We start from the raw sequence: 19,518 nt of genomic DNA on the forward strand, positions 1-19,518 counted from the left end.
TAATACTCCAAAACCCGTGACAGAAAAAAGTACTTTGACGCTTTTTTGAAGTTTATTTTTCAGAGCGATAAAAAGCGCTTGGCGCATTGCCCCAGCACCGTTAAAGTCGAAAGTCCGCCTGCCTCGAAATCCCTCCTGAAATCACCCCAAACCCCGTATTTCCGGGGCCTGCGTTTTTTTCAGCGGAACGTATCCTGACAATCCTCCCAGCCGATCCCGCTTTGCGCCGTGTGCGCCAACAGCCAGGGCATCGCCGTTTTGACCCCATCCTGTTTTGCGTTGAAATTGATCACCCCATGGCGCCACAACAGCATCAGCGTCAGCACCCGCTGTGCGCTCTGTTCACCGGTCAACTGACGATTGCTGTCCGCAGGATCAATGTCCCAAAGCGCCACCTGCAACCCCTGGCCCCTGAAGAAACCGGCCGCATCAGCGCGGCGCTGGCCGGTGGGCGGACGGAACAGCGGTACGAAGTTCTCTGGCAGCTTGTTCTTCACCAGCTCGACGCTGCGCGTCACCGAGTACTGCCAGTCCTGCCAGTGACTGTGGGAACGGAACTCCCAGCCCTGCACGCCGATGCACTGCGTTGAATAGAGCGCTTGCAACTCGCCCACCGAGTGTTGCGCCAGACGGTTCTGGATATCACTGCCCAGCACAAAGAAGGTACCGCTCAGCTTCGCCTTGCGCAGGTACTCGGTCAGCCATGGCGTGTGATCCGGTGCGAGGTTGGCGCCGCTGTCGAAACTCAGTGCAAAGAGCCGGTCGTTGAGACCATCGCCATTGCGCTCGTGGTCGCCAAACAACGCTACTTCGCTGCCAACCTGTGGCAGCAGCGCGGCCTTGCGCAACTGCTCGTCCAGGTAGCGCTCATGAAACTGCCGGCTCGGGTCGACCCAACGGGTGTAATAGGAGTCCGGGCCCAGCTCGAACTTGGCGGCCTGCTGACGCAGGGTATCCCGGTCCTCCACCAGGAAGCAGAAAGAAGCATCCTGATCGCAGCTCTGCTGGGCGAAGTTGTAATTGACGAGCAGGCGCTGCCACATCCGCTCGCGCAGGGTGTTGATGGCATCGAGGTTGATCATGCGCAGCCCCAGGCGCTGCTTTAATGCGGCTTCGTCCAGCGATTCACTGGCCAGCAGCGCGCGGGCAAATGTGAGGATCTCCGCCCGTGAGGCAACATCGAACAGGGTCGGGCTGGTCAGTGGTTCTGGCCAGGTACTGCGATCCAGCGAGGCCGGTTCGTTGGGCGCGGCAAACGCTCCGGCAGCCGACAGCCAGGCAACAAACAGTAAAGCGATGCGCAAAGGGATGTCTCCGTTACAAAACCCGCGCGGCACTATAGCCGATCCCGCTTACGGGATCGCGGCACACCGCCGATCACCTATGACCCCGATAGCTGGAGTCAAGCAGGACAACCCCCTAGAATCGCCGCACGATTAAAGGAGACGACTTCATGCTGATGGTGATTTCCCCCGCCAAAACTCTCGATTACGAAACACCGCCGGCCACCCAGCGCTTCACTCAGCCGCAATACCTGGACCACTCTCAGGAACTGATCCAGCAATTGCGCGAGCTGACACCGGCGCACATCAGCGAGCTGATGCACGTTTCCGACAAGATCGGTGGCCTCAATGCTGCCCGTTTCGGCAGCTGGACCCCGGCCTTTACCCCGGAAAACGCCAAGCAGGCATTGCTGGCGTTCAAGGGCGACGTGTACACCGGCATGAATGCCCAGACCTTCAGCGAAGCCGACTTCGACTATGCCCAGCAGCACCTGCGCATGCTCTCGGGCCTCTACGGCCTGCTGCGCCCGCTGGACCTGATGCAGCCGTATCGGCTGGAGATGGGCACCAAGCTGGCCAACGCCCGTGGCAAGGATTTGTACGCCTTCTGGGGCACGCTCATCAGTGAGTGGCTTAATGAAGCGCTGGCCGAGCAAGGTGACGATGTACTACTGAACCTGGCCTCCAACGAGTATTTCTCGGCGGTCAAACGCAGCGCCCTGAACGCCCGGATCATCAACACCGAGTTCAAGGACCTGAAGAACGGCCAGTACAAGATCATCAGTTTCTACGCGAAAAAAGCCCGCGGCATGATGAGCCGCTTCGTGATCCAGGAACGCATCGACGACCCCGCAGCACTCAAGCAATTTGACGCACAGGGGTACCGTTACAGCGCCGAACAATCGAAACCAGACAATCTGGTGTTCCTGCGCGATCACGCCCCCGAGTAACCCCTCCTCCTGGCGCACGGCATTGAGAGATGCACGTGCGCCTGCAACCTGCCCGATTCTGCCCCGGCACCTGCCAAATCGTCATTTTCATGACGCCAAAAACACAGCGCACCTGTTCGCTAACTTTAATTTCACTCGACAACGGTGATTTTTTTCACTAGTGGCACGTGTTTTTTTTACCGGTAGTGGCATAAAACTATCCCGGCCAATTAACTCCCCGCCAATAAAGGGCGAAATGGTAAGTGCTATCAATATGAGGGCAGTGCCATCTTTTGCAATATTTCAAGAAATTTCAGATTTCAGGATGAACGGCCATGAACTATCTGAAAATGCACCGCTCATACCATCGGTAACGATTCTCGCAGCGCTTGTACGAGATAACTTACGAACAGTGCTAACCCTATAACCAAGTTGCTACACACAACTTGCGCATCGGGGCCACTGAATCGGGATAACAGTGAACCGCAGGAGAGAACCTAACCTCACTATCCCCATTAAGGCCAAGGCTTTGCCCCTGAAAGCGTGCTCACTCGAGCACCAAAGTGCTTGATATTGCTGGCATTGTGCCGACATTCAAGTGCCACCATTCTGCTGCACCACGACGTCCCGAGGACGCCGGGCTGCATATCAGGGCAAGCCAACATAATCCGGCCAAGTTACGCACAACTTGAGTGCACTTATTTAGACACTCGAAATTGAGTATGCCAGCACACGGCGTTGTGGCGCCTGCTCACCTAACTTCCGAGTGCTCTTTGACCGCTGAACACTATTAACTTCGGCCATTTAATGGCGTGATATATACAGAGGTAAATGCGATGCGCATCAGCATATTTGGTTTGGGTTACGTCGGCGCAGTATGTGCCGGTTGCCTGTCTGCACGGGGCCACGACGTGGTTGGCGTTGATGTCGCCAAAGACAAGATCGACATGATCAACGCCGGTCGTTCACCGATCGTTGAACCGGGACTGGGTGAACTTCTGGCACAAGGTATCCAGACCGGTCGCCTGCGTGGCACGACCAACTTCGCCGAGGCGATCCGTGACACTGACCTGTCGATGATCTGCGTCGGCACACCGAGCAAGAAAAACGGCGATCTGGAACTGAACTACATCGAGGCCGTGTGCCGTGAGATCGGTTTTGTCCTGCGCGACAAGACCACCCGCCACACCATCGTCGTGCGCAGCACCGTGCTGCCGGGCACCGTGGCCAACGTGGTCATCCCGATTCTCGAAGACTGCTCCGGCAAGAAGGCCGGTGTTGATTTCGGCGTAGCCGTGAACCCTGAGTTCCTGCGCGAAAGCACCGCCATCGCCGACTACGACCAGCCACCCATGACCGTCATCGGCGAATTCGACAAAGCGTCCGGCGACGTCCTGCAATCGCTGTACGAAGAGCTCGATGCGCCGATTATCCGCAAGGACATCGCCGTGGCCGAGATGATCAAGTACACCTGCAACGTCTGGCACGCCGCCAAGGTGACCTTCGCCAACGAGATCGGCAACATCGCCAAGGCCGTCGGTGTCGATGGTCGTGAAGTGATGGACGTGGTCTGCCAGGACAAGACCCTCAATCTGTCCCAGTACTACATGCGCCCAGGCTTTGCCTTCGGCGGCTCCTGCCTGCCCAAGGACGTGCGCGCCCTGACTTACCGCGCCGGCACCCTGGACGTAGAAGCACCGCTGCTCAACTCGCTGATGCGCAGTAACGAGTCCCAGGTGCAGAACGCCTTCGACATCGTCAAGAGCCACGACAAACGCAAAGTCGCCCTGCTCGGCCTGAGCTTCAAGGCCGGCACCGACGACCTGCGCGAAAGCCCGCTGGTCGACCTGGCGGAAATGCTGATCGGCAAGGGCTATGACCTGAGCATCTACGACAGCAACGTCGAATACGCCCGCGTTCACGGTGCGAACAAGGACTACATCGAGTCGAAGATCCCTCACGTCTCGTCCCTGCTCAACGCCGACTTCGACTCGGTGATCGACAACAGCGACGTGATCATCCTGGGCAACCGCGACGAGAAGTTCCGCGCCCTGGCCGAGACCGCGCCGGACGGCAAGCAGGTCATCGACCTGGTTGGCTTCATGTCCAAGGCCACCAGCGCGAGTGGCCGGACTGAAGGCATCTGTTGGTAAGAGCAGCTTCAAGCTTCAAGCGGCAAGTTCAAAGCTCCTCACTCGAGCCTTGTGGCTTGCCGCTTGGGGCCCCTCCACTCCGACGGATGTTGATTATGCACAGGCTAAAGCACGGCCTACTTCAGGCCGCCGGTTGGCTGTTGTTTTTATGTTTGCTGATGGGGCTCGCCCTCGCGCTGCCCGCGTCCACGTTCGACTCCGAATCGAAGGACTTCATTTTCCTGATTGGCGCCGTGGGTATCTGGCGCTACTCGATGGGTGCCACGCACTTTGTGCGCGGCATGCTGTTCCTGTACGTGGTCTACCCGCACCTGCGGCGCAAAGTGCGCAAGCTGGGCAAGGCGGCGGACCCGTCCCATGTGTTTTTGATGGTCACCAGTTTCCGTATCGATGCGCTGACCACCGCGCAGGTCTACAGCTCGGTGATCCGCGAAGCGATCGACTGCGAGTTGCCGACCACCGTGGTCTGCTCCATCGTCGAAATGTCCGATGAACTGCTGGTCAAAAGCCTGTGGAACCGGATGAATCCGCCTGCCCGGGTCAAGCTCGACTTCGTGCGCATTCCCGGCACCGGCAAGCGCGACGGCCTGGCCTACGGTTTCCGCGCCATCTCCCGCCACCTGCCGGATGACCGCGCCGTGGTCGCCGTGATCGATGGTGACACCGTGCTCGGCGAAGGCACGGTGCGCAAGACCGTGCCGTGGTTCCAGCTGTTCGGCAACGTCGGCGGCCTGACCACCAACGAGTTCTGCGAAGTGCGCGGCGGCTACATCATGAGCGAATGGCACAAGCTGCGTTTCGCCCAGCGTCACATCAACATGTGCTCGATGGCCCTGTCCAAGCGCGTGTTGACCATGACCGGGCGCATGTCGGTGTTCCGTGCCACCGTGGTCACCAACCCGGAATTCATCGCCGACGTGGAAAGCGACTCGCTGCAACACTGGCGCCTGGGTCGTTTCAAGTTCCTCACCGGCGACGACAAGTCGAGCTGGTTCAGCCTGATGCGCCTGGGCTACGACACCTTCTACGTGCCCGACGCCGCGATCAACACCGTCGAGCATCCGCCGGAAAAGAGCTTCATCAAGGCCAGCCGCAAGCTGATGTTCCGCTGGTACGGCAACAACCTGCGGCAGAACTCCCGGGCCCTCGGCCTTGGGGTGAAACGCCTCGGTGCGTTCACCTCGGTGGTGCTGTTCGATCAGCGCGTGTCGATGTGGACCTCCCTGCTCGGCCTGACCGTGGCGCTGATCGCCAGCTTCAAGTACGGCACCGCGTTCATTCTGGTGTACCTGCTGTGGATCGGCATCACCCGCCTGATCCTGACCCTGCTGCTGTCCTGCTCCGGCCACCGGATCGGCCCGGCCTACCCGGCGATTCTCTATTACAACCAGATCGTCGGCGCGCTGGTGAAGATCTACGTGTTCTTCCGCCTCGACCAACAGTCCTGGACTCGCCAGCCCACTTCCCTGACCCGTGATCTCGCCAGCTTTCAACGTTGGTTCAACACCTGGTCGTCTCGGACCATGACCTTCTCCGCCGGCAGTATTTTCGTCGCCGTGCTGCTGATGATGGTCTGAACCGCCTTGCCTGAATTAACTAGGAAATCGCCCCTATGAATACCGCCGTGAACGTCAACGTAGTGCATGAATCCGAAGCCCAGCGCCAGCACGCCCGGGTCAAAATCCCGGCCAGGCTGCGCTTCTTCGGCCCGGACCGTACGCCTGTGGAGACACGCCTGATCGACCTGTCCGCCGGTGGCCTGAGCTTCAACGCCGGGCAGATAGTGTTCAAGGTCGGTGAAGTGAAAAAGGCCCGACTGCAATTCCTGATCGACAACCTCGGCCTGGCGATGGACGTCGAATTGCAGGTCCGCTCGTACGATCGCCAGAGCGGTCGCACCGGCTGCCAGTTCCAGAACCTGGAACCGCAGGACATCTCCACCCTGCGTCACCTGATCACCTCGCACCTGTCCGGTGACATCGTGACCATGGGTGACGTACTGGCGACCCTGCAACGGGACAACTTCACCAAGGCGCGCAAGCTCAAGGACGGCGGCAGTGGCATGAGCGCACTCGGGCGTTTGCGCGCGGTGACGTTCAGTGCCGGGATCTTCGTCGTGGGCCTGGCAGCCTTCGGGTTCATTCTCAAGTCGGTGTATGGCATGTACTTCGTCAGCCATGCCCAGGCCGGGCTGGTGAATGTGCCGGGCATGAACGTGACCATGCCCCGCGACGGCACGGTGCAGAGCCTGATCCAGACCGATGGCGTCGCCGCCAAGGGCGCGCCGCTGGCGACGTTCAGCACCAGCATGCTCGACGTACTCAAGGGCCATCTGGATCAGGACCAGCTGCAGCCGGCCAAGGTTGAAGAGCTGTTCGGCAAGCAAATGACCGGCACCCTCACCTCGCCCTGCGACTGCACCGTGGCCCGGCAGATGGTTGCCGACGGTCAGTACGCCAGCAAGGGTGACGTGATCTTCCAGTTGGTGCCGCGTAACAGCGAGGCCAATGTCGAGGCCCGCTTCTCCTATCGCCAGTTCGCCGACGTGCGCCCCGGCACCTCCGTGAACTTCCAGGTGGCCGGCGACGACAGCCTGCGCACCGGCAAGATCATCAGCAGCACCAGCCTCAACGGCGCCGACCTGTCGTCCGACATTCGCGTGCAGATCAAGCCGGATGAGCCACTGAACAGCACCTTCGCCGGCCGCCCGGTGGAAGTCAGCAGCGACCGCGGCCCATCGGTGAACTGGCTGATCGACAAAGCCATGGCCGCCGGTCTTTAAGCAGAGGACATGCCTGTGACTAGCCCTATCAGAACCTTGCCGGTGCCGTTGACCCTGGCCATGGCAATCGCCCTGGCTGGCTGTGCCGGCCTGCCCGACCAGCGCCTGGCCAATGAAGCCCTGAAACGCGGTGACACGGCGCTGGCGCAGCAGAACTACAAACAACTGGCGGACCTGGGGTACAGCGAAGCCCAGGTTGGCCTGGCCGACCTGCAAGTGGAAAGCCGTGACCCGGCCCAGATCACGGCGGCCGAAGCCACCTACCGCGCGGCCGCCGACATCTCGCCACGGGCCCAGGCCCGCCTGGGGCGCCTGCTGGTGGCCAAGCCGGGGTCGACCGACGCCGAGCGCCATGAGGCCGAAGGCCTGTTGAAAAAGGCCTTCGCCAATGGCGAAGGCAACACCCTGATCCCGCTGGCCATGCTGTACCTGCAATATCCCCACAGCTTCCCCGAAGTCAACGCTCAGCAACAGATCAGTCAGTGGCGCACCGCCGGTTACCCGGAAGCCGGTCTGGCCCAGGTGCTGCTGTATCGCACACAGGGCACGTACGACCAACACCTGGACGACGTCGAGCGCATCTGCAAAGCCGCACTCACCACCACCGACATCTGCTACGTCGAGTTGGCCACGGTCTATCAGAAACGTGCCCAGCCCGAGCAACAGGCAGAACTGCTCAAGCAACTGCACGCCGCGTTTGCCCGTGGCGCCGTGTCCGCTCAACGCATGGACAGCGTCGCCCGGGTCCTGAGCGATGCCAGCCTCGGCAAGCCGGACGAAAAAACCGCGCAAGCCATGCTGGAGCAGATTGCTCCAGGCTACCCGGCATCCTGGGTCAGCCTGGCACAGTTGCTCTACGACTTCCCCGAACTGGGTGACGTCGACACGCTGATGCACTACCTGGACAACGGCCGCGCCGCTGATCAGCCGCGGGCCGAATTGCTGTTGGGCAAGCTCTACTACGAAGGCAAATGGGTACCGGCCGACGCCAAGGTCGCCGAAGCGCATTTCCAGAAAGCCGTGGGCAAGGAAGTCGCCGCCGACTACTACCTGGGGCAGATCTACCGCCGAGGCTACCTGGGCCAGGTCTATCCGCAAAAAGCCCTGGACCACTTGCTGACGGCTGCGCGCAACGGCCAGAACAGCGCCGACTTCGCCATTGCCCAGTTGTTCTCCCAAGGCAAGGGCACCCGGCCCGACCCGCTCAATGCCTATGTCTTCAGCCAACTGGCCAAGGCCCAGAACACCCCGCAAGCCAACGAACTGGCAAACACACTCGAAGCCCAACTGCCCCCTGCGCAACTGGCCGAGGCCCAACGCCTGTTGCGACAAGAACAGGCCATGCGTGGCGCCTTGAGCCACAACCCAATGGCCGCGCAGGCCCTGCAAGCAGAAGACGGCGAGGAATCCCTATGAAGTTGAACCCCTTTGTGAAAGCCGGCATCGGCCTGAGCTTTGCCCTATTGTGGTCGTGCCCGACACTGGCCGCGATGACTGACACCAAGAACTTCGGCCTGGACGTGAAGATCACCGGCCAATCCGAGGACGACCGCGACCTGGGCACGCTGCCTGGCGGCGACGTCAACGGCGTGGGCCTGGACGTGCGTCCGTGGGTCTACGGCGAAAGCGGCAACTGGAGTGCCTTCGCCATGGGCCAGGCCGTGACCTCCACCGACATCATCGAGACCGACACCCTGCAGCAGTCCGACACTGAGGGCACCCAGGGCAGCAACGACGATGGCCGCGAGAGCAAAAAGAACTACCTGGCGATGCGTGAGTTCTGGGTCGGCTACGGCGGCCTGACCCCCTACCCCGGCGAGGTCCTCAAGTTCGGTCGCCAGCGTCTGCGCAACGACGACGGCCAATGGCGCGACACCAACATCGAAGCGCTGAACTGGACCTTCGACACCACCCTGTTGAAAGCCAACGTCGGCGTTGCCGAACGTTTCAGCGAATACCGTACCGACCTGACCGAGCTGGCACCCGAGGACAAGGATCGCCTGCACCTGTACGGCGATATCGCGACCCAATGGACACCGGGGCAATGGGTCGGCCTGCGTGCCCACCATACCCACGACGACGGCAAGCTGGACTACCCGACACCCGGCGAAGTGCCTGATGCCAGCGACAAGAAACAGAACGGCGACCTGAGCTGGGTCGGCCTGGAAGCCAACAGCGACGCCTATAACTGGCGCAACACCAACACAGTCAACTACTGGGCGAGCATCACCGGCATGACCGGCGATCGTGACACCGTCAACCCGCTCAATGCCGATGGCGGCCAGCCGGTCGATGCCAAGCGCAGCGGCGACGTCGACGGCTGGGCCACGGACCTGGGGGTGCGTCTGCGCCTTGATCCGCAATGGCAAGTCGGTGCGGCCTACGCCCGCGCCAGCAGCGATTACGAACAGAACGGCCTGCAAAGCAACCGCTCCAACTACACCGGCACGCGCTCACGGGTTCACCGTTTTGGCGAAGCGTTCCGCGGCGAGATGAACAACATGCAGAGCGCCACCCTGTTCGGCTCCTGGATGCTCCAGGACGACTACGACGCCAGCCTGGTCTACCACAAGTTCTGGCGTGTCGACGGCAACAAGCCGGTCGGCAGCAACGGCATCAATGCCGTGGAAAACAACTACGACGACGTCACCGGCGCCCTGCTGTCCAGCACCTCGCTGCCACTGGAAGACGGCAATAAAGACCTCGGCCAGGAAGTCGACCTGGTGGTCACCAAGTACTTCAAGCACGGCTTGCTGCCAGCGAACCTGAGCCAGTCGATCGATGAACCGGCAGCACTGGTGCGCGTTCGCGGCGGCGTGTTCAAACCGGGCGACGCCTATGGCAACCAGGTCGATTCGTACATGCACCGCGCATTCGTCGACGTGATCTGGCACTTCTGATGCAAGCCGCCAAGGGAGTGCCCCGGATGAACATCCCAGCGACCAACCGTTCGCTCGGCCTGTTGGCTGCTGCGTTGCTGCTGGCCAGTAACGCAGCGCTTGCCAGCGTCGAACCTGCCGCGCCTGCCCAGAAAGGCAAACCGGTGACCGTGGCCAAGGAACTGCAGCAGGCCAAGACCTACACCGTCAGCAGCGCACCGACCGCGCCACTGGAACTGGCGGCGCCGACCTTGCCCGACCTGTCCGGCTACACCGCGCAAGCGGTCGAGGCGAAGATCGTGCGCAGCAAGGCCGGCAAGGTCAGCGTGCGGCGGATGATGCAGGAAGACGCGCTGAAGGACTTCATCGGCGGCGATAACAAGATGGCCGAATGGGTGGTGCGTCAACACGGCATCCCCCAGGCGATCTTTATCGACGACGGCTACCTGAACCTCAAGGACCTGGCCAAGACACTGCCCAAGCAGTACTTCAGCGAAACGGCACCGGGCGTGTTCCTGGCCAGGTTGCCGATCGTGGTCGGGGCCAAGGGCATCCTCGACATCGACCAGCAGACCCAGGAGTTGCGCCTGTCCGAAGAGGCCGGTTCGTTCCTGGTCAACGACGGCCAGCTGTTCGTGCGCGACACGAAAATCACCGGCTGGCGCGAGAAGGAAAACGGCCCGGCGAGCTTCCGCTCGCCCAAGGAGTTCCGCCCGTTCCTGCTGGCCTGGGGTGGCACCCAGACGTACATCGTCAACAGCAAGATGGCCAGCTTCGGCTACGCCAACAGTAAGTCCTACGGGGTGAGTATTTCCCAGTACACGCCCAACATGGCCAGGGTGCTCAAGCGCCCGGAACCGACCGGCTGGATCATCGGTTCCGAGTTCTCGGACATGTGGTACGGCTTCTACTGCTATGAGACCCGGGACTTCGTGGTCAAGGGCAACACCTACCGCGACAACATCGTCTACGGCATCGACCCCCACGACCGCTCCCATGGCCTGATCATCGCGGACAACACCGTCCATGGCACGAAGAAGAAGCACGGCATCATCATTTCCCGTGAAGTGAATGACAGCTTCATCTTCAACAACCGCAGCTACGACAACAAGTTGTCAGGGCTGGTGATCGACCGTAACAGCGTCAACAACCTGATCGCCTACAACGAGATCTACCGCAACCACACCGACGGCATCACCCTCTACGAGAGTGCCGACAACCTGCTGTGGGGCAACAAGGTGATCAGCAACCAGCGCCACGGCATTCGTATTCGTAACAGCGTGAACATTCGTCTCTACGAAAATGTCGCCATGGCCAACGGCCTGACCGGCGTCTACGGCCACATCAAGGACCTGAGCGACACCGACCGTGACATCAAGCTCGACCCGTTCGATGCCCAGGTGTCGCTGATCGTGGTCGGCGGTGAACTGGCGGCCAACGGCAGCGGACCGATGTCCATCGACTCGCCGTTGAGCGTCGAGCTGTACCGGGTGTCGATGCTTGCCCCGACCAAATCCAGTGGCATCAGCTTCTCGGGGATCCTGGGCGAACGCCAGGACGAAATCCTCGACCTGTTGGTGCGCCAGCAAAAAGCCGTGCTGATCGACCCCGTCGAACGCCAGACCGACATGCGCGACTGAGGATGACATTCATGAAGCCACATCTGATCAAACTGTTCAGCCTCACCGGCCTGACCGCGGCCATGTTCACTGCCAGCCTTGCGGCCAGCGCGGACGAAGGCAAGGCACCGGCCTTTACCGCCGAGCCGTGCTGCAACCTGTGCCCCGAGGCCCACGACGCGAAAAACTACACCACCCGCTATCAGCAAAACTTCACCACCCTGGTGCAGGCGCAAGGCGACTGGTTGTTCCGTACCCGGGAAGACCTGCGCACCGAATTCACTACCACGGCCGAAGGCTACCGCCGCCTCAAGCAACTGCACGATGCGTTCAAGAGCAAAGGCATTGAACTGGTGGTGGTCTACCAGCCGACCCGTGGCCTGGTGAACCGCAACAAACTCAACCCCGAGGAAAAGGCCGCGTTCGATTACGACAAGGCGCTGAAAAACTACCAGACCATGCTCGGGCGTTTTGCCGAGATGGGCTACGTGGTGCCGGACCTCTCGCCACTGGCCAACGAATCACTGCCCGAGACCCTGCCCGCCCACGATTTCTACTTCCGTGGCGACCAGCACTGGACCCCGTACGGCGCCCAACGCACGGCAAAAATCGTCGCTGAGAAGGTTAAGCAACTGCCAGGGTTCGCCGATATTCCCAAGCGTGAGTTCGAAACCAAAAAGACCGGACGCATGGGCAAGACCGGCACCCTGCACAACATGGCCGGGCAACTGTGCGGCACCAGTTATGCCATCCAGTACATGGACCAGTTCACCACCGAGCCCAAGGGCGAGGCGGCGGACGGCGACCTGTTCAGCGATGCCGGCAACCCGCAGATCACCCTGGTTGGCACCAGCCACAGCGGCAAGAACTACAACTTCTCCGGGTTCCTGGAAGAGGCCATCGGCGCCGACATTCTCAACGTCGCCTTCCCCGGCGGCGGCCTGGAAGGCTCGATGCTGCAGTACCTGGGCAGCGACGAGTTCCAGAAGACCCCACCGAAAATCCTCATCTGGGAGTTCTCACCGTTGTATCGCCTGGACCAGGAAACCATCTACCGCCAGATGATGGCGCTGCTCGATAACGGGTGCGAAGGCAAGGACGCGCTGATGAGCAGCAGCACCACGCTCAAGCCCGGCAAGAACGAGTTGATGGTCAACCGCCAGAACATGGACCTGCGCAACAGCAGCCACCAGGTCGATATTCGTTTCGCCGACCCGTCGGTGAAAACCCTGCAAGCCACCCTCTGGTACATGAACGGTCGCCACGAGGACATCAAGATCGACAAACCGGAAACCGCCGACACCGACGGTCGCTTCGCCTTTGAATTGCGCACCGATGAAGACTGGGCCTCGCAGAACCTGCTGGCCCTTGAAGTCCAGGGCCCGGAAGCGGGCGCCGCGGGGCAAAAAATCGAAGCGAAAATCTGCAAACGCAACGTATTCCCGAGCGCTGGGCAACGTACCGCCCAGCTTGGGCAATGAGGTCTGCCATGCACACTGCGACGCTGAAACACCTGTTGGCACCAACGCTCCTGAGCCTGGCGATGTTCGCCGGGGTCACCCAGGCAGCCGAGGCACTGAGTCCACCCCAGGGCTATTTTGCGCCTGTGGATAAATTCAAGACCGGCAACAGTGGCGAAGGCTGCGACGCAATACCGACGCCGTACACCGGTGCCCTGCAATTTCGCAGCAAGTACGAAGGCTCGGACAAGGCCCGTTCGACCCTGAACCGGGAATCGGAAAAAGCCTTTCGCGACGCCACCGCCGACATCACCGCAATCGAGCGCGGTACCAGCAAGCAGGTGATGCAGTTCATGCGTGATGGTCGCCCGGAACAGCTCGACTGCACCCTCAGTTGGTTGACGGCCTGGGCCAAGGCCGATGCGTTGATGTCCAAGGACTTCAACCACACCGGCAAGTCGATGCGCAAATGGGCGCTGGGCAGCATGGCCTCGGCCTACATCCGCCTGAAGTTCTCCAACTCCCGTCCACTGGCGGCTCACCCGCAAGAGGCACAGTTGATCGAAGCCTGGTTCAGCAAGATGGCCGACCAGGTGGTCAGCGACTGGGACAACCTGCCGCTGGATAAAACCAACAACCATTCGTACTGGGCTGCCTGGTCAGTGATGGCGACCTCGGTCGCCACCAACCGCCGCGACCTGTTCGACTGGGCGGTCAAGGAGTTCAAGGTCGGCGCCAACCAGGTCGACGCCCAGAGTTTCTTGCCCAACGAACTCAAGCGCCAGCAACGGGCGTTGGCCTATCACAACTACGCCCTGCCGCCGCTGGCGATGATCGCCAGCTTCGCCCAGGTCAACGGTGTCGACCTGCGCCAGGAAAACAACGCTGCGCTCAAGCGTCTGGGTGAGCGGGTGCTGACCGGGGCGAAAGACCCTGAAGCCTTCGAGAGAAAGAACGGCAAGGAGCAGGACATGACCGACCTGAAAGTCGACTCGAAGTTCGCCTGGCTCGAACCGTACTGCTCGCTCTACACCTGCACGCCGGATGTGCTGAAACGCAAACGGCAGATGCAACCGTTCAAGACCTTCCGCCTGGGTGGCGACCTGACCAGGGTCTATGACCCGACCAACGAAAAGACCAACAAAGGCCACTCCCTGTAGGAGCGAGCTTGCTCGCGAAGGACGCACAGGCACCGCGTTTTTCAAGGTGCCCCGCGTCATCGTTGACGACCTTCGCGAGCAAGCTCGCTCCTACCCAGGTTGGCAGTGAATGTAATACCGCCCTCCACGGTTATTCGTGGGGGGTTTGGGGGGGCCATTGGCCCTTGACTGTGAGTTCAACAAGGAGAGACCGGGATGGTGTTTTCATCCAACGTGTTCCTGTTTTTGTTCTTGCCGATCTTTCTCGGCATGTACTACTTGAGCGGGCAACGCTATCGCAACCTGCTGCTATTGATCGCCAGCTATGTGTTCTATGCCTGGTGGCGCGTGGACTTCCTGGCATTGTTCGCCGCCGTCACGCTGTGGAACTACTGGATCGGCCTGAAAGTCGGCGCCGCCGGCGTCAGGACCAAGCCGGCGCAGCGCTGGCTGCTGCTGGGCGTGGCCGTCGACCTGTGCATCCTGGGCTACTTCAAGTACGCCAACTTCGGCGTCGACAGCATCAACGCCATGATGACCTCGGTGGGACTTGAGCCGTTCATCCTGACCCATGTGCTGTTGCCGATCGGGATCTCGTTCTACATCTTCGAGTCCATCAGCTACATCATCGACGTCTACCGTGGCGACACGCCGGCGACCCGCAACCTGATCGACTTCGCGGCGTTCGTGGCGATCTTCCCGCACCTGATCGCCGGTCCCGTGTTGCGCTTTCGCGACCTGGCCGACCAGTTCAACCACCGCACCCACACCCTCGACAAATTCTCCGAGGGCTGCACACGGTTCATGCAGGGCTTCATCAAGAAGGTGTTCATCGCCGACACCCTGGCGGTGGTCGCCGACCATTGCTTCGCCCTGCAAAACCCGACCACGGGGGATGCCTGGCTCGGTGCGCTGGCCTACACCGCACAGCTGTACTTCGACTTCTCCGGCTACAGCGACATGGCCATCGGCCTGGGGCTGATGATGGGTTTCCGCTTCATGGAAAACTTCAAGCAGCCCTACATCAGCCAGTCGATCACCGAGTTCTGGCGGCGCTGGCACATCAGCCTGTCCACCTGGCTGCGGGACTACCTGTACATCACCCTGGGCGGTAACCGCAAAGGCACGTTGATCACTTACCGCAACCTGTTCCTGACCATGTTGCTCGGTGGCCTGTGGCACGGCGCCAACATCACTTACATCGTCTGGGGCGCGTGGCACGGCATGTGGCTGGCGATTGAAAAAGCCATCGGCCTCAACACCTCGCCACGCAGCTTCAATCCGGTGCGCTGGGCCCTGACCTTCCTGCTGGTGGTGATGGGCTGGGTGATCTTCCGCGCCGAGAACCTGCACGTCGCCGGTCGCATGTACGGCGCGATGTTCAGCTTCAGCGACTGGTCGCTCTCGGAGCTCAATCAGGCCAGCCTCACCGGCCTGCAAGTCGCGACCCTGATCGTGGCTTACGTGACGCTCGCGTTCTTCGGCCTGCGCGACTTCTACAGCAACCAGCCACCGGTCAAGACCAAGCCTGCGGTGAACGTCGATGCCGATGGCCCGGCCGCCGCCCAACCGGGCCTGATCAAAGCCGTGCCTGGGGATAACCCGGCAAGCATCCACGCGCCTGGCTACACCGTCGGCGTCGAAGCCCAGGTGCAACCCGCCTACTGGACGGCTGACGGGTCGCGTTACGTGATGCGCGCACTGGTGCTGCTGCTGTTCATTGCTTCGATTCTCAAACTCTCGGCGCAAAGCTTCTCGCCGTTCCTTTACTTCCAGTTCTGAGGGATCTGACCATGACCCGCTCATTACGTCTGTTCTACATCGCCCTGTTCCTGGTGACCCTGATGGTCCTGGGCCTGTGGTCGATGCGCAGCTTCTTCGGCTTCAACACCAACCCCGACGCCACCGTGCTCAACGGTCGCTGGGCCAAGGCCGTGGAAACCCATTACGACGACCAGTTCCCGATCAAGCGCCTGGGCACCAACCTGTGGGCGGCCCTGGACTTCAAGCTGTTCAACGAAGGTCGTCCGGGCGTGGTGCTCGGTCGCGACCAGTGGCTGTACAGCGATGAAGAGTTCCACCCGATCGTCAACGAAGAGCTGAACCTGCAAGGCAACTACGCACTGGTCGAAGGCGTGCGCCAGACCCTCAAGGCCAGCGGCGTGCAGCTGGTGATGGCGGTGGTTCCGGCCAAGGCGCGCTTGTACCCGGAACACCTGGCCGAGGTTAGACCGGCCAGCATCCACGCCGATCTCTACAAGGACTTCCACAACCGCCTGGCCGCCGACCGGATCCTCGCTCCCGACCTGCTGGGGCCGTTCAAGCAAGCCAAACAGGACGGTCAGCAAGTATTCCTGCGTACCGACACCCACTGGACCCCGGAGGGCGCACAAATCGCCGCCGAGCAATTGGCCAGGACCATTGCCGACAAGACGCCGCTCAGTGGCCCGCCACAGCGCTTCGTCACCGAGACCACGGAAAACGTCAGCCACAAGGGCGACCTGCGCCTGTTCCTGCCGCTGGACCCGCTGTTCGAAAATCTGATGCCGGCCACCGAGGCCTTGCAAAAGCGCCGCACCCTGGCGGTTGAAGATCCATCCGTCGGTGATGACGCGCTGTTTGCCGACGCCGAAGTACCGGTCGCACTGATCGGTACCAGCTACAGCGCCAACCCCGACTGGAACTTTGTCGGTGCGCTCAAGCAGGCGCTGCACAGCGATGTGGTCAATTACGCCGAAGACGGTCACGGCCCGATTCTGCCGATGCTCAGCTACCTGAAAAGCGACGCCTTCAAGAACAGCCCGCCGCAAGTGCTGATCTGGGAGTTCCCTGAACGATATCTGCCGGTGAACAACGAAATCGGCGACGCCGACCCACAGTGGGTCGCCGCGCTCAAACAAGCCGGTGCACGCCAACAAAACGTAGCCATCAACAGCAAATCCGAGACGCCCGACCGGGCGCAAAACTGAAAGAGAGGTACACCATGACTTTCACTACAACTCCTCGCCGTCTCGCTAAAACCCTGGCACTCATCGCGGGCATGAGTGCCCTGTCGATGCAGGCCTTCGCCGCCGGTGATGCCGCGCTCTACGGCCCGACCGCGCCGAAAGGCTCGAGCTTCGTGCGCATCTACAACGCCAGCAACGCCGAAGTCAGCGCCACGGTCGGCAGCACCAGCCTGAGCGACGTCGCGCCTTTGGCCAGCAGCGACTTCAGCTTCATGCCCGGTGGCGACTACAACGCCAAGGTCGGCAGCCAGACCCTGCCGGTGAAACTGGCGGCCGATCACTATTACACCCTGGTCAACAACGCCAGCGGCCAACCCCAACTGATCGAAGAACCACCGTTCAAGAACAAGCAGAAATCCCTGGTGCGGGTGCAGAACCTCAGTGACAAGGCCCTGACCCTGAAGACCGCCGACGGCAAGACCGAAGTGGTCAAGAGCGTTGCCGCCAAGGGCCGTGGCGAACGTGAAATCAACCCGGTGAAAGTCAGCCTGGCGCTGTATGACGGCGACCAGAAGGTCGGCGACGTGAAACCCGTTGCGCTGGAGCGCGGTGAAGCGGCAGTGCTGTACGTCACCGGAAGCGGCAGCAGCCTGTCGCCAGTGTGGGTGAAACGCCCGGTGTCGACGCGCTGATCGCGCGAGCTATTAGCCACAAGCCACAAGCAGCAAGTGAAGAGCTTTTAACTTGCCGCTTGAAGCTTGCAGCTTCCAACTGCACTTATTAGGAGTAACACCATGATTCCAGTGATCTTGTCCGGTGGTAGCGGCTCACGTCTTTGGCCGCTTTCGCGCAAACAATTCCCCAAGCAGTTCCTGGCCCTGACCGGTGAACACACCCTGTTCCAGCAGACCCTGGAGCGCCTGGTGTTCGAGGGCATGGACACCCCGATCGTGGTCTGCAACAAGGACCACCGCTTCATCGTCAACGAGCAACTGGGCAACCGTAATCTGCAAGCCCAGCGCATCCTCATGGAACCCTTCGGGCGCAACACCGCGCCGGCGGTAGCGCTGACGGCGATGATGCTGGTCAATGAAGGTCGTGACGAACTGATGCTGGTGCTGCCGGCCGACCACGTGCTGGAAGACCAGAAAGCCCTGCAGCGTGCCCTGGCCCTGGCCACCGTCGCTGCCGAGCGCGGCGAGATGGTGTTGTTCGGTGTACCGGCGACCAAACCGGAAACCGGCTACGGCTACATCAAGTCCACCAACGACGCGCTGCTGCCCGAAGGCGTCAGCCGGGTCTCGCACTTCGTCGAAAAACCCGACGTCAAGCGCGCCACCGAGTTCGTCCAGGCCGGCGGCTATTTCTGGAACAGCGGCATGTTCCTGTTCCGTGCCAGTCGTTTCCTCGAAGAACTGAAAAAGCACGATCCGGATATCTACGACACCTGCCTGCTGACCCTTGAGCGCAGCCATCAGGATGCCGACTCGGTCACGTTCGACGAAGCCACCTTCGCCTGCTGCCCGGACAACTCCATCGACTACGCGGTGATGGAAAAGACCCAGCGTGCCTGCGTGGTGCCACTGACCGCCGGCTGGAGCGATGTGGGTTGCTGGTCATCGTTGTGGGACGTGCATGAGAAAGACGCCAACGGCAACGTCTGCAAGGGCGATGTGGTGATCCAGGACAGCCGCAACTGCATGATCCATGGCAACGGCAAGCTGGTGTCGGTGATTGGCCTTGAGAACATCGTGGTGGTCGAAACCAAGGACGCCATGATGATCGCCCACAAGGACAAGGTCCAAGGCGTCAAGCAGATGGTCAACACCCTCAATGAACAGGGCCGCAGCGAAACCCTGAACCATTGCGAAGTCTACCGTCCGTGGGGTTCCTACGATTCGGTGGACATGGGCGGCCGATTCCAGGTCAAGCGCATCTCGGTCAAGCCGGGGGCCTGCCTGTCATTGCAAATGCACCACCACCGCGCCGAACACTGGATCGTGGTCAGTGGCACCGCGGAAGTGACCTGCGACGAAAACGTGTTCCTGCTCACCGAAAACCAGTCGACCTACATCCCGATCGCCTCGGTCCACCGTCTGCGCAACCCGGGCAAGATCCCGCTCGAGATCATCGAAGTGCAATCGGGGAGCTATTTGGGCGAGGACGATATCGAACGGTTCGAGGATATCTATGGTCGCTCGACGCCGATTGAGCGGGGGGTGTCGATAAAGACCATCGCCCAGTGATGGATCGCTGAAACAAGAAGCCCCCGTCCAACCGACTGCGTCCCCTATCCGCAGTGGGTTGGGCGAGGGTTTTCTTTGTC

The 19,518-nt window shown here is 61.0% G+C and carries 14 protein-coding genes; 13 read left to right on the plus strand and 1 reads right to left on the minus strand.

From position 1 onward, the window contains the following. Nucleotides 1-179: 179 nt before the first annotated feature. Nucleotides 180-1,304 (minus strand): polysaccharide deacetylase family protein, encoded by a 1,125-nt coding sequence (locus tag CKW07_RS10870; protein WP_095144900.1) that lies wholly within the window; start codon nucleotides 1,302-1,304, stop codon nucleotides 180-182. 149 nt (nucleotides 1,305-1,453) lie between these two features. Here CKW07_RS10870 and yaaA point away from each other — a divergent pair, with 149 nt between their 5' ends. The 13 genes from yaaA to CKW07_RS10940 all read left to right on the plus strand — a co-directional run bounded on the left by yaaA (nucleotide 1,454) and on the right by CKW07_RS10940 (nucleotide 19,438). After that, nucleotides 1,454-2,233, plus strand: a complete 780-nt coding sequence (gene yaaA / locus CKW07_RS10875; RefSeq protein ID WP_095144901.1) for a peroxide stress protein YaaA — start codon at nucleotides 1,454-1,456, stop codon at nucleotides 2,231-2,233. Between the two features lie 815 nt (nucleotides 2,234-3,048). Then, nucleotides 3,049-4,365 (plus strand): nucleotide sugar dehydrogenase, encoded by a 1,317-nt coding sequence (locus CKW07_RS10880; protein WP_095144902.1) that lies wholly within the window; start codon nucleotides 3,049-3,051, stop codon nucleotides 4,363-4,365. 95 nt (nucleotides 4,366-4,460) lie between these two features. Continuing rightward, the gene (alg8, locus tag CKW07_RS10885; RefSeq protein ID WP_371850653.1) at nucleotides 4,461-5,942 is read left to right on the plus strand and encodes a mannuronan synthase; all 1,482 of its coding nucleotides are present in this window, start codon (nucleotides 4,461-4,463) and stop codon (nucleotides 5,940-5,942) included. A gap of 35 nt (nucleotides 5,943-5,977) precedes the next feature. Beyond that, nucleotides 5,978-7,147 (plus strand): alginate biosynthesis protein Alg44, encoded by a 1,170-nt coding sequence (locus tag CKW07_RS10890; protein ID WP_095144904.1) that lies wholly within the window; start codon nucleotides 5,978-5,980, stop codon nucleotides 7,145-7,147. A 9-nt stretch (nucleotides 7,148-7,156) separates the two neighbouring features. Beyond that, complete coding sequence (algK, locus tag CKW07_RS10895; RefSeq protein WP_095144905.1) at nucleotides 7,157-8,563, plus strand: alginate biosynthesis TPR repeat lipoprotein AlgK; 1,407 nt, start codon at nucleotides 7,157-7,159, stop codon at nucleotides 8,561-8,563. Then, the gene (locus tag CKW07_RS10900) at nucleotides 8,560-10,047 is read left to right on the plus strand and encodes an alginate export family protein (protein WP_095144906.1); all 1,488 of its coding nucleotides are present in this window, start codon (nucleotides 8,560-8,562) and stop codon (nucleotides 10,045-10,047) included. The genes algK and CKW07_RS10900 overlap by 4 nt, the downstream gene beginning before the upstream one ends. Next, complete coding sequence (algG, locus tag CKW07_RS10905; protein ID WP_095144907.1) at nucleotides 10,047-11,666, plus strand: mannuronan 5-epimerase AlgG; 1,620 nt, start codon at nucleotides 10,047-10,049, stop codon at nucleotides 11,664-11,666. The genes CKW07_RS10900 and algG overlap by 1 nt, the downstream gene beginning before the upstream one ends. 11 nt (nucleotides 11,667-11,677) lie before the next feature. Beyond that, the gene (locus tag CKW07_RS10910) at nucleotides 11,678-13,126 is read left to right on the plus strand and encodes an alginate O-acetyltransferase (RefSeq protein ID WP_095144908.1); all 1,449 of its coding nucleotides are present in this window, start codon (nucleotides 11,678-11,680) and stop codon (nucleotides 13,124-13,126) included. Between the two features lie 8 nt (nucleotides 13,127-13,134). Then, nucleotides 13,135-14,265, plus strand: a complete 1,131-nt coding sequence (locus CKW07_RS10915) for a mannuronate-specific alginate lyase (RefSeq protein WP_095144909.1) — start codon at nucleotides 13,135-13,137, stop codon at nucleotides 14,263-14,265. A gap of 195 nt (nucleotides 14,266-14,460) precedes the next feature. Further along, nucleotides 14,461-16,026, plus strand: coding sequence for an MBOAT family protein (locus CKW07_RS10925; RefSeq protein WP_095144910.1), 1,566 nt, complete (start codon nucleotides 14,461-14,463; stop codon nucleotides 16,024-16,026). 11 nt (nucleotides 16,027-16,037) lie between these two features. Beyond that, entirely contained in the window at nucleotides 16,038-17,213 is a 1,176-nt protein-coding gene (locus CKW07_RS10930; RefSeq protein WP_095144911.1) for an alginate O-acetyltransferase, read from the plus strand. 14 nt (nucleotides 17,214-17,227) lie between these two features. Beyond that, nucleotides 17,228-17,884 (plus strand): alginate O-acetyltransferase AlgF, encoded by a 657-nt coding sequence (locus CKW07_RS10935; RefSeq protein ID WP_095144912.1) that lies wholly within the window; start codon nucleotides 17,228-17,230, stop codon nucleotides 17,882-17,884. A gap of 102 nt (nucleotides 17,885-17,986) precedes the next feature. Next, a complete protein-coding gene (locus CKW07_RS10940; protein ID WP_095144913.1) occupies nucleotides 17,987-19,438 on the plus strand; it encodes a mannose-1-phosphate guanylyltransferase/mannose-6-phosphate isomerase in 1,452 nt (483 codons plus the stop codon). Nucleotides 19,439-19,518: the final 80 nt, after the last annotated feature.

Origin of the sequence: Pseudomonas sp. Irchel s3b6 (genome assembly GCF_900187415.1) — a bacterium.
Taxonomy (GTDB): domain Bacteria; phylum Pseudomonadota; class Gammaproteobacteria; order Pseudomonadales; family Pseudomonadaceae; genus Aquipseudomonas.

Excerpts from the sequence above, each read along its gene's own strand:
- yaaA (WP_095144901.1), top strand. The coding sequence starts at position 1,454 with ATGCTGATGGTGATTTCCCCCGCCAAAACTCTCGATTACGAAACACCG.
- CKW07_RS10880 (WP_095144902.1), top strand. The coding sequence starts at position 3,049 with ATGCGCATCAGCATATTTGGTTTGGGTTACGTCGGCGCAGTATGTGCC.
- algG (WP_095144907.1), top strand. The coding sequence starts at position 10,047 with ATGCAAGCCGCCAAGGGAGTGCCCCGGATGAACATCCCAGCGACCAAC.
- CKW07_RS10940 (WP_095144913.1), top strand. The coding sequence starts at position 17,987 with ATGATTCCAGTGATCTTGTCCGGTGGTAGCGGCTCACGTCTTTGGCCG.
- algK (WP_095144905.1), top strand. The coding sequence starts at position 7,157 with ATGCCTGTGACTAGCCCTATCAGAACCTTGCCGGTGCCGTTGACCCTG.
- CKW07_RS10935 (WP_095144912.1), top strand. The coding sequence starts at position 17,228 with ATGACTTTCACTACAACTCCTCGCCGTCTCGCTAAAACCCTGGCACTC.
- CKW07_RS10930 (WP_095144911.1), top strand. The coding sequence starts at position 16,038 with ATGACCCGCTCATTACGTCTGTTCTACATCGCCCTGTTCCTGGTGACC.
- CKW07_RS10900 (WP_095144906.1), top strand. The coding sequence starts at position 8,560 with ATGAAGTTGAACCCCTTTGTGAAAGCCGGCATCGGCCTGAGCTTTGCC.
- CKW07_RS10890 (WP_095144904.1), top strand. The coding sequence starts at position 5,978 with ATGAATACCGCCGTGAACGTCAACGTAGTGCATGAATCCGAAGCCCAG.
- CKW07_RS10925 (WP_095144910.1), top strand. The coding sequence starts at position 14,461 with ATGGTGTTTTCATCCAACGTGTTCCTGTTTTTGTTCTTGCCGATCTTT.
- alg8 (WP_371850653.1), top strand. The coding sequence starts at position 4,461 with ATGCACAGGCTAAAGCACGGCCTACTTCAGGCCGCCGGTTGGCTGTTG.
- CKW07_RS10910 (WP_095144908.1), top strand. The coding sequence starts at position 11,678 with ATGAAGCCACATCTGATCAAACTGTTCAGCCTCACCGGCCTGACCGCG.
- CKW07_RS10915 (WP_095144909.1), top strand. The coding sequence starts at position 13,135 with ATGCACACTGCGACGCTGAAACACCTGTTGGCACCAACGCTCCTGAGC.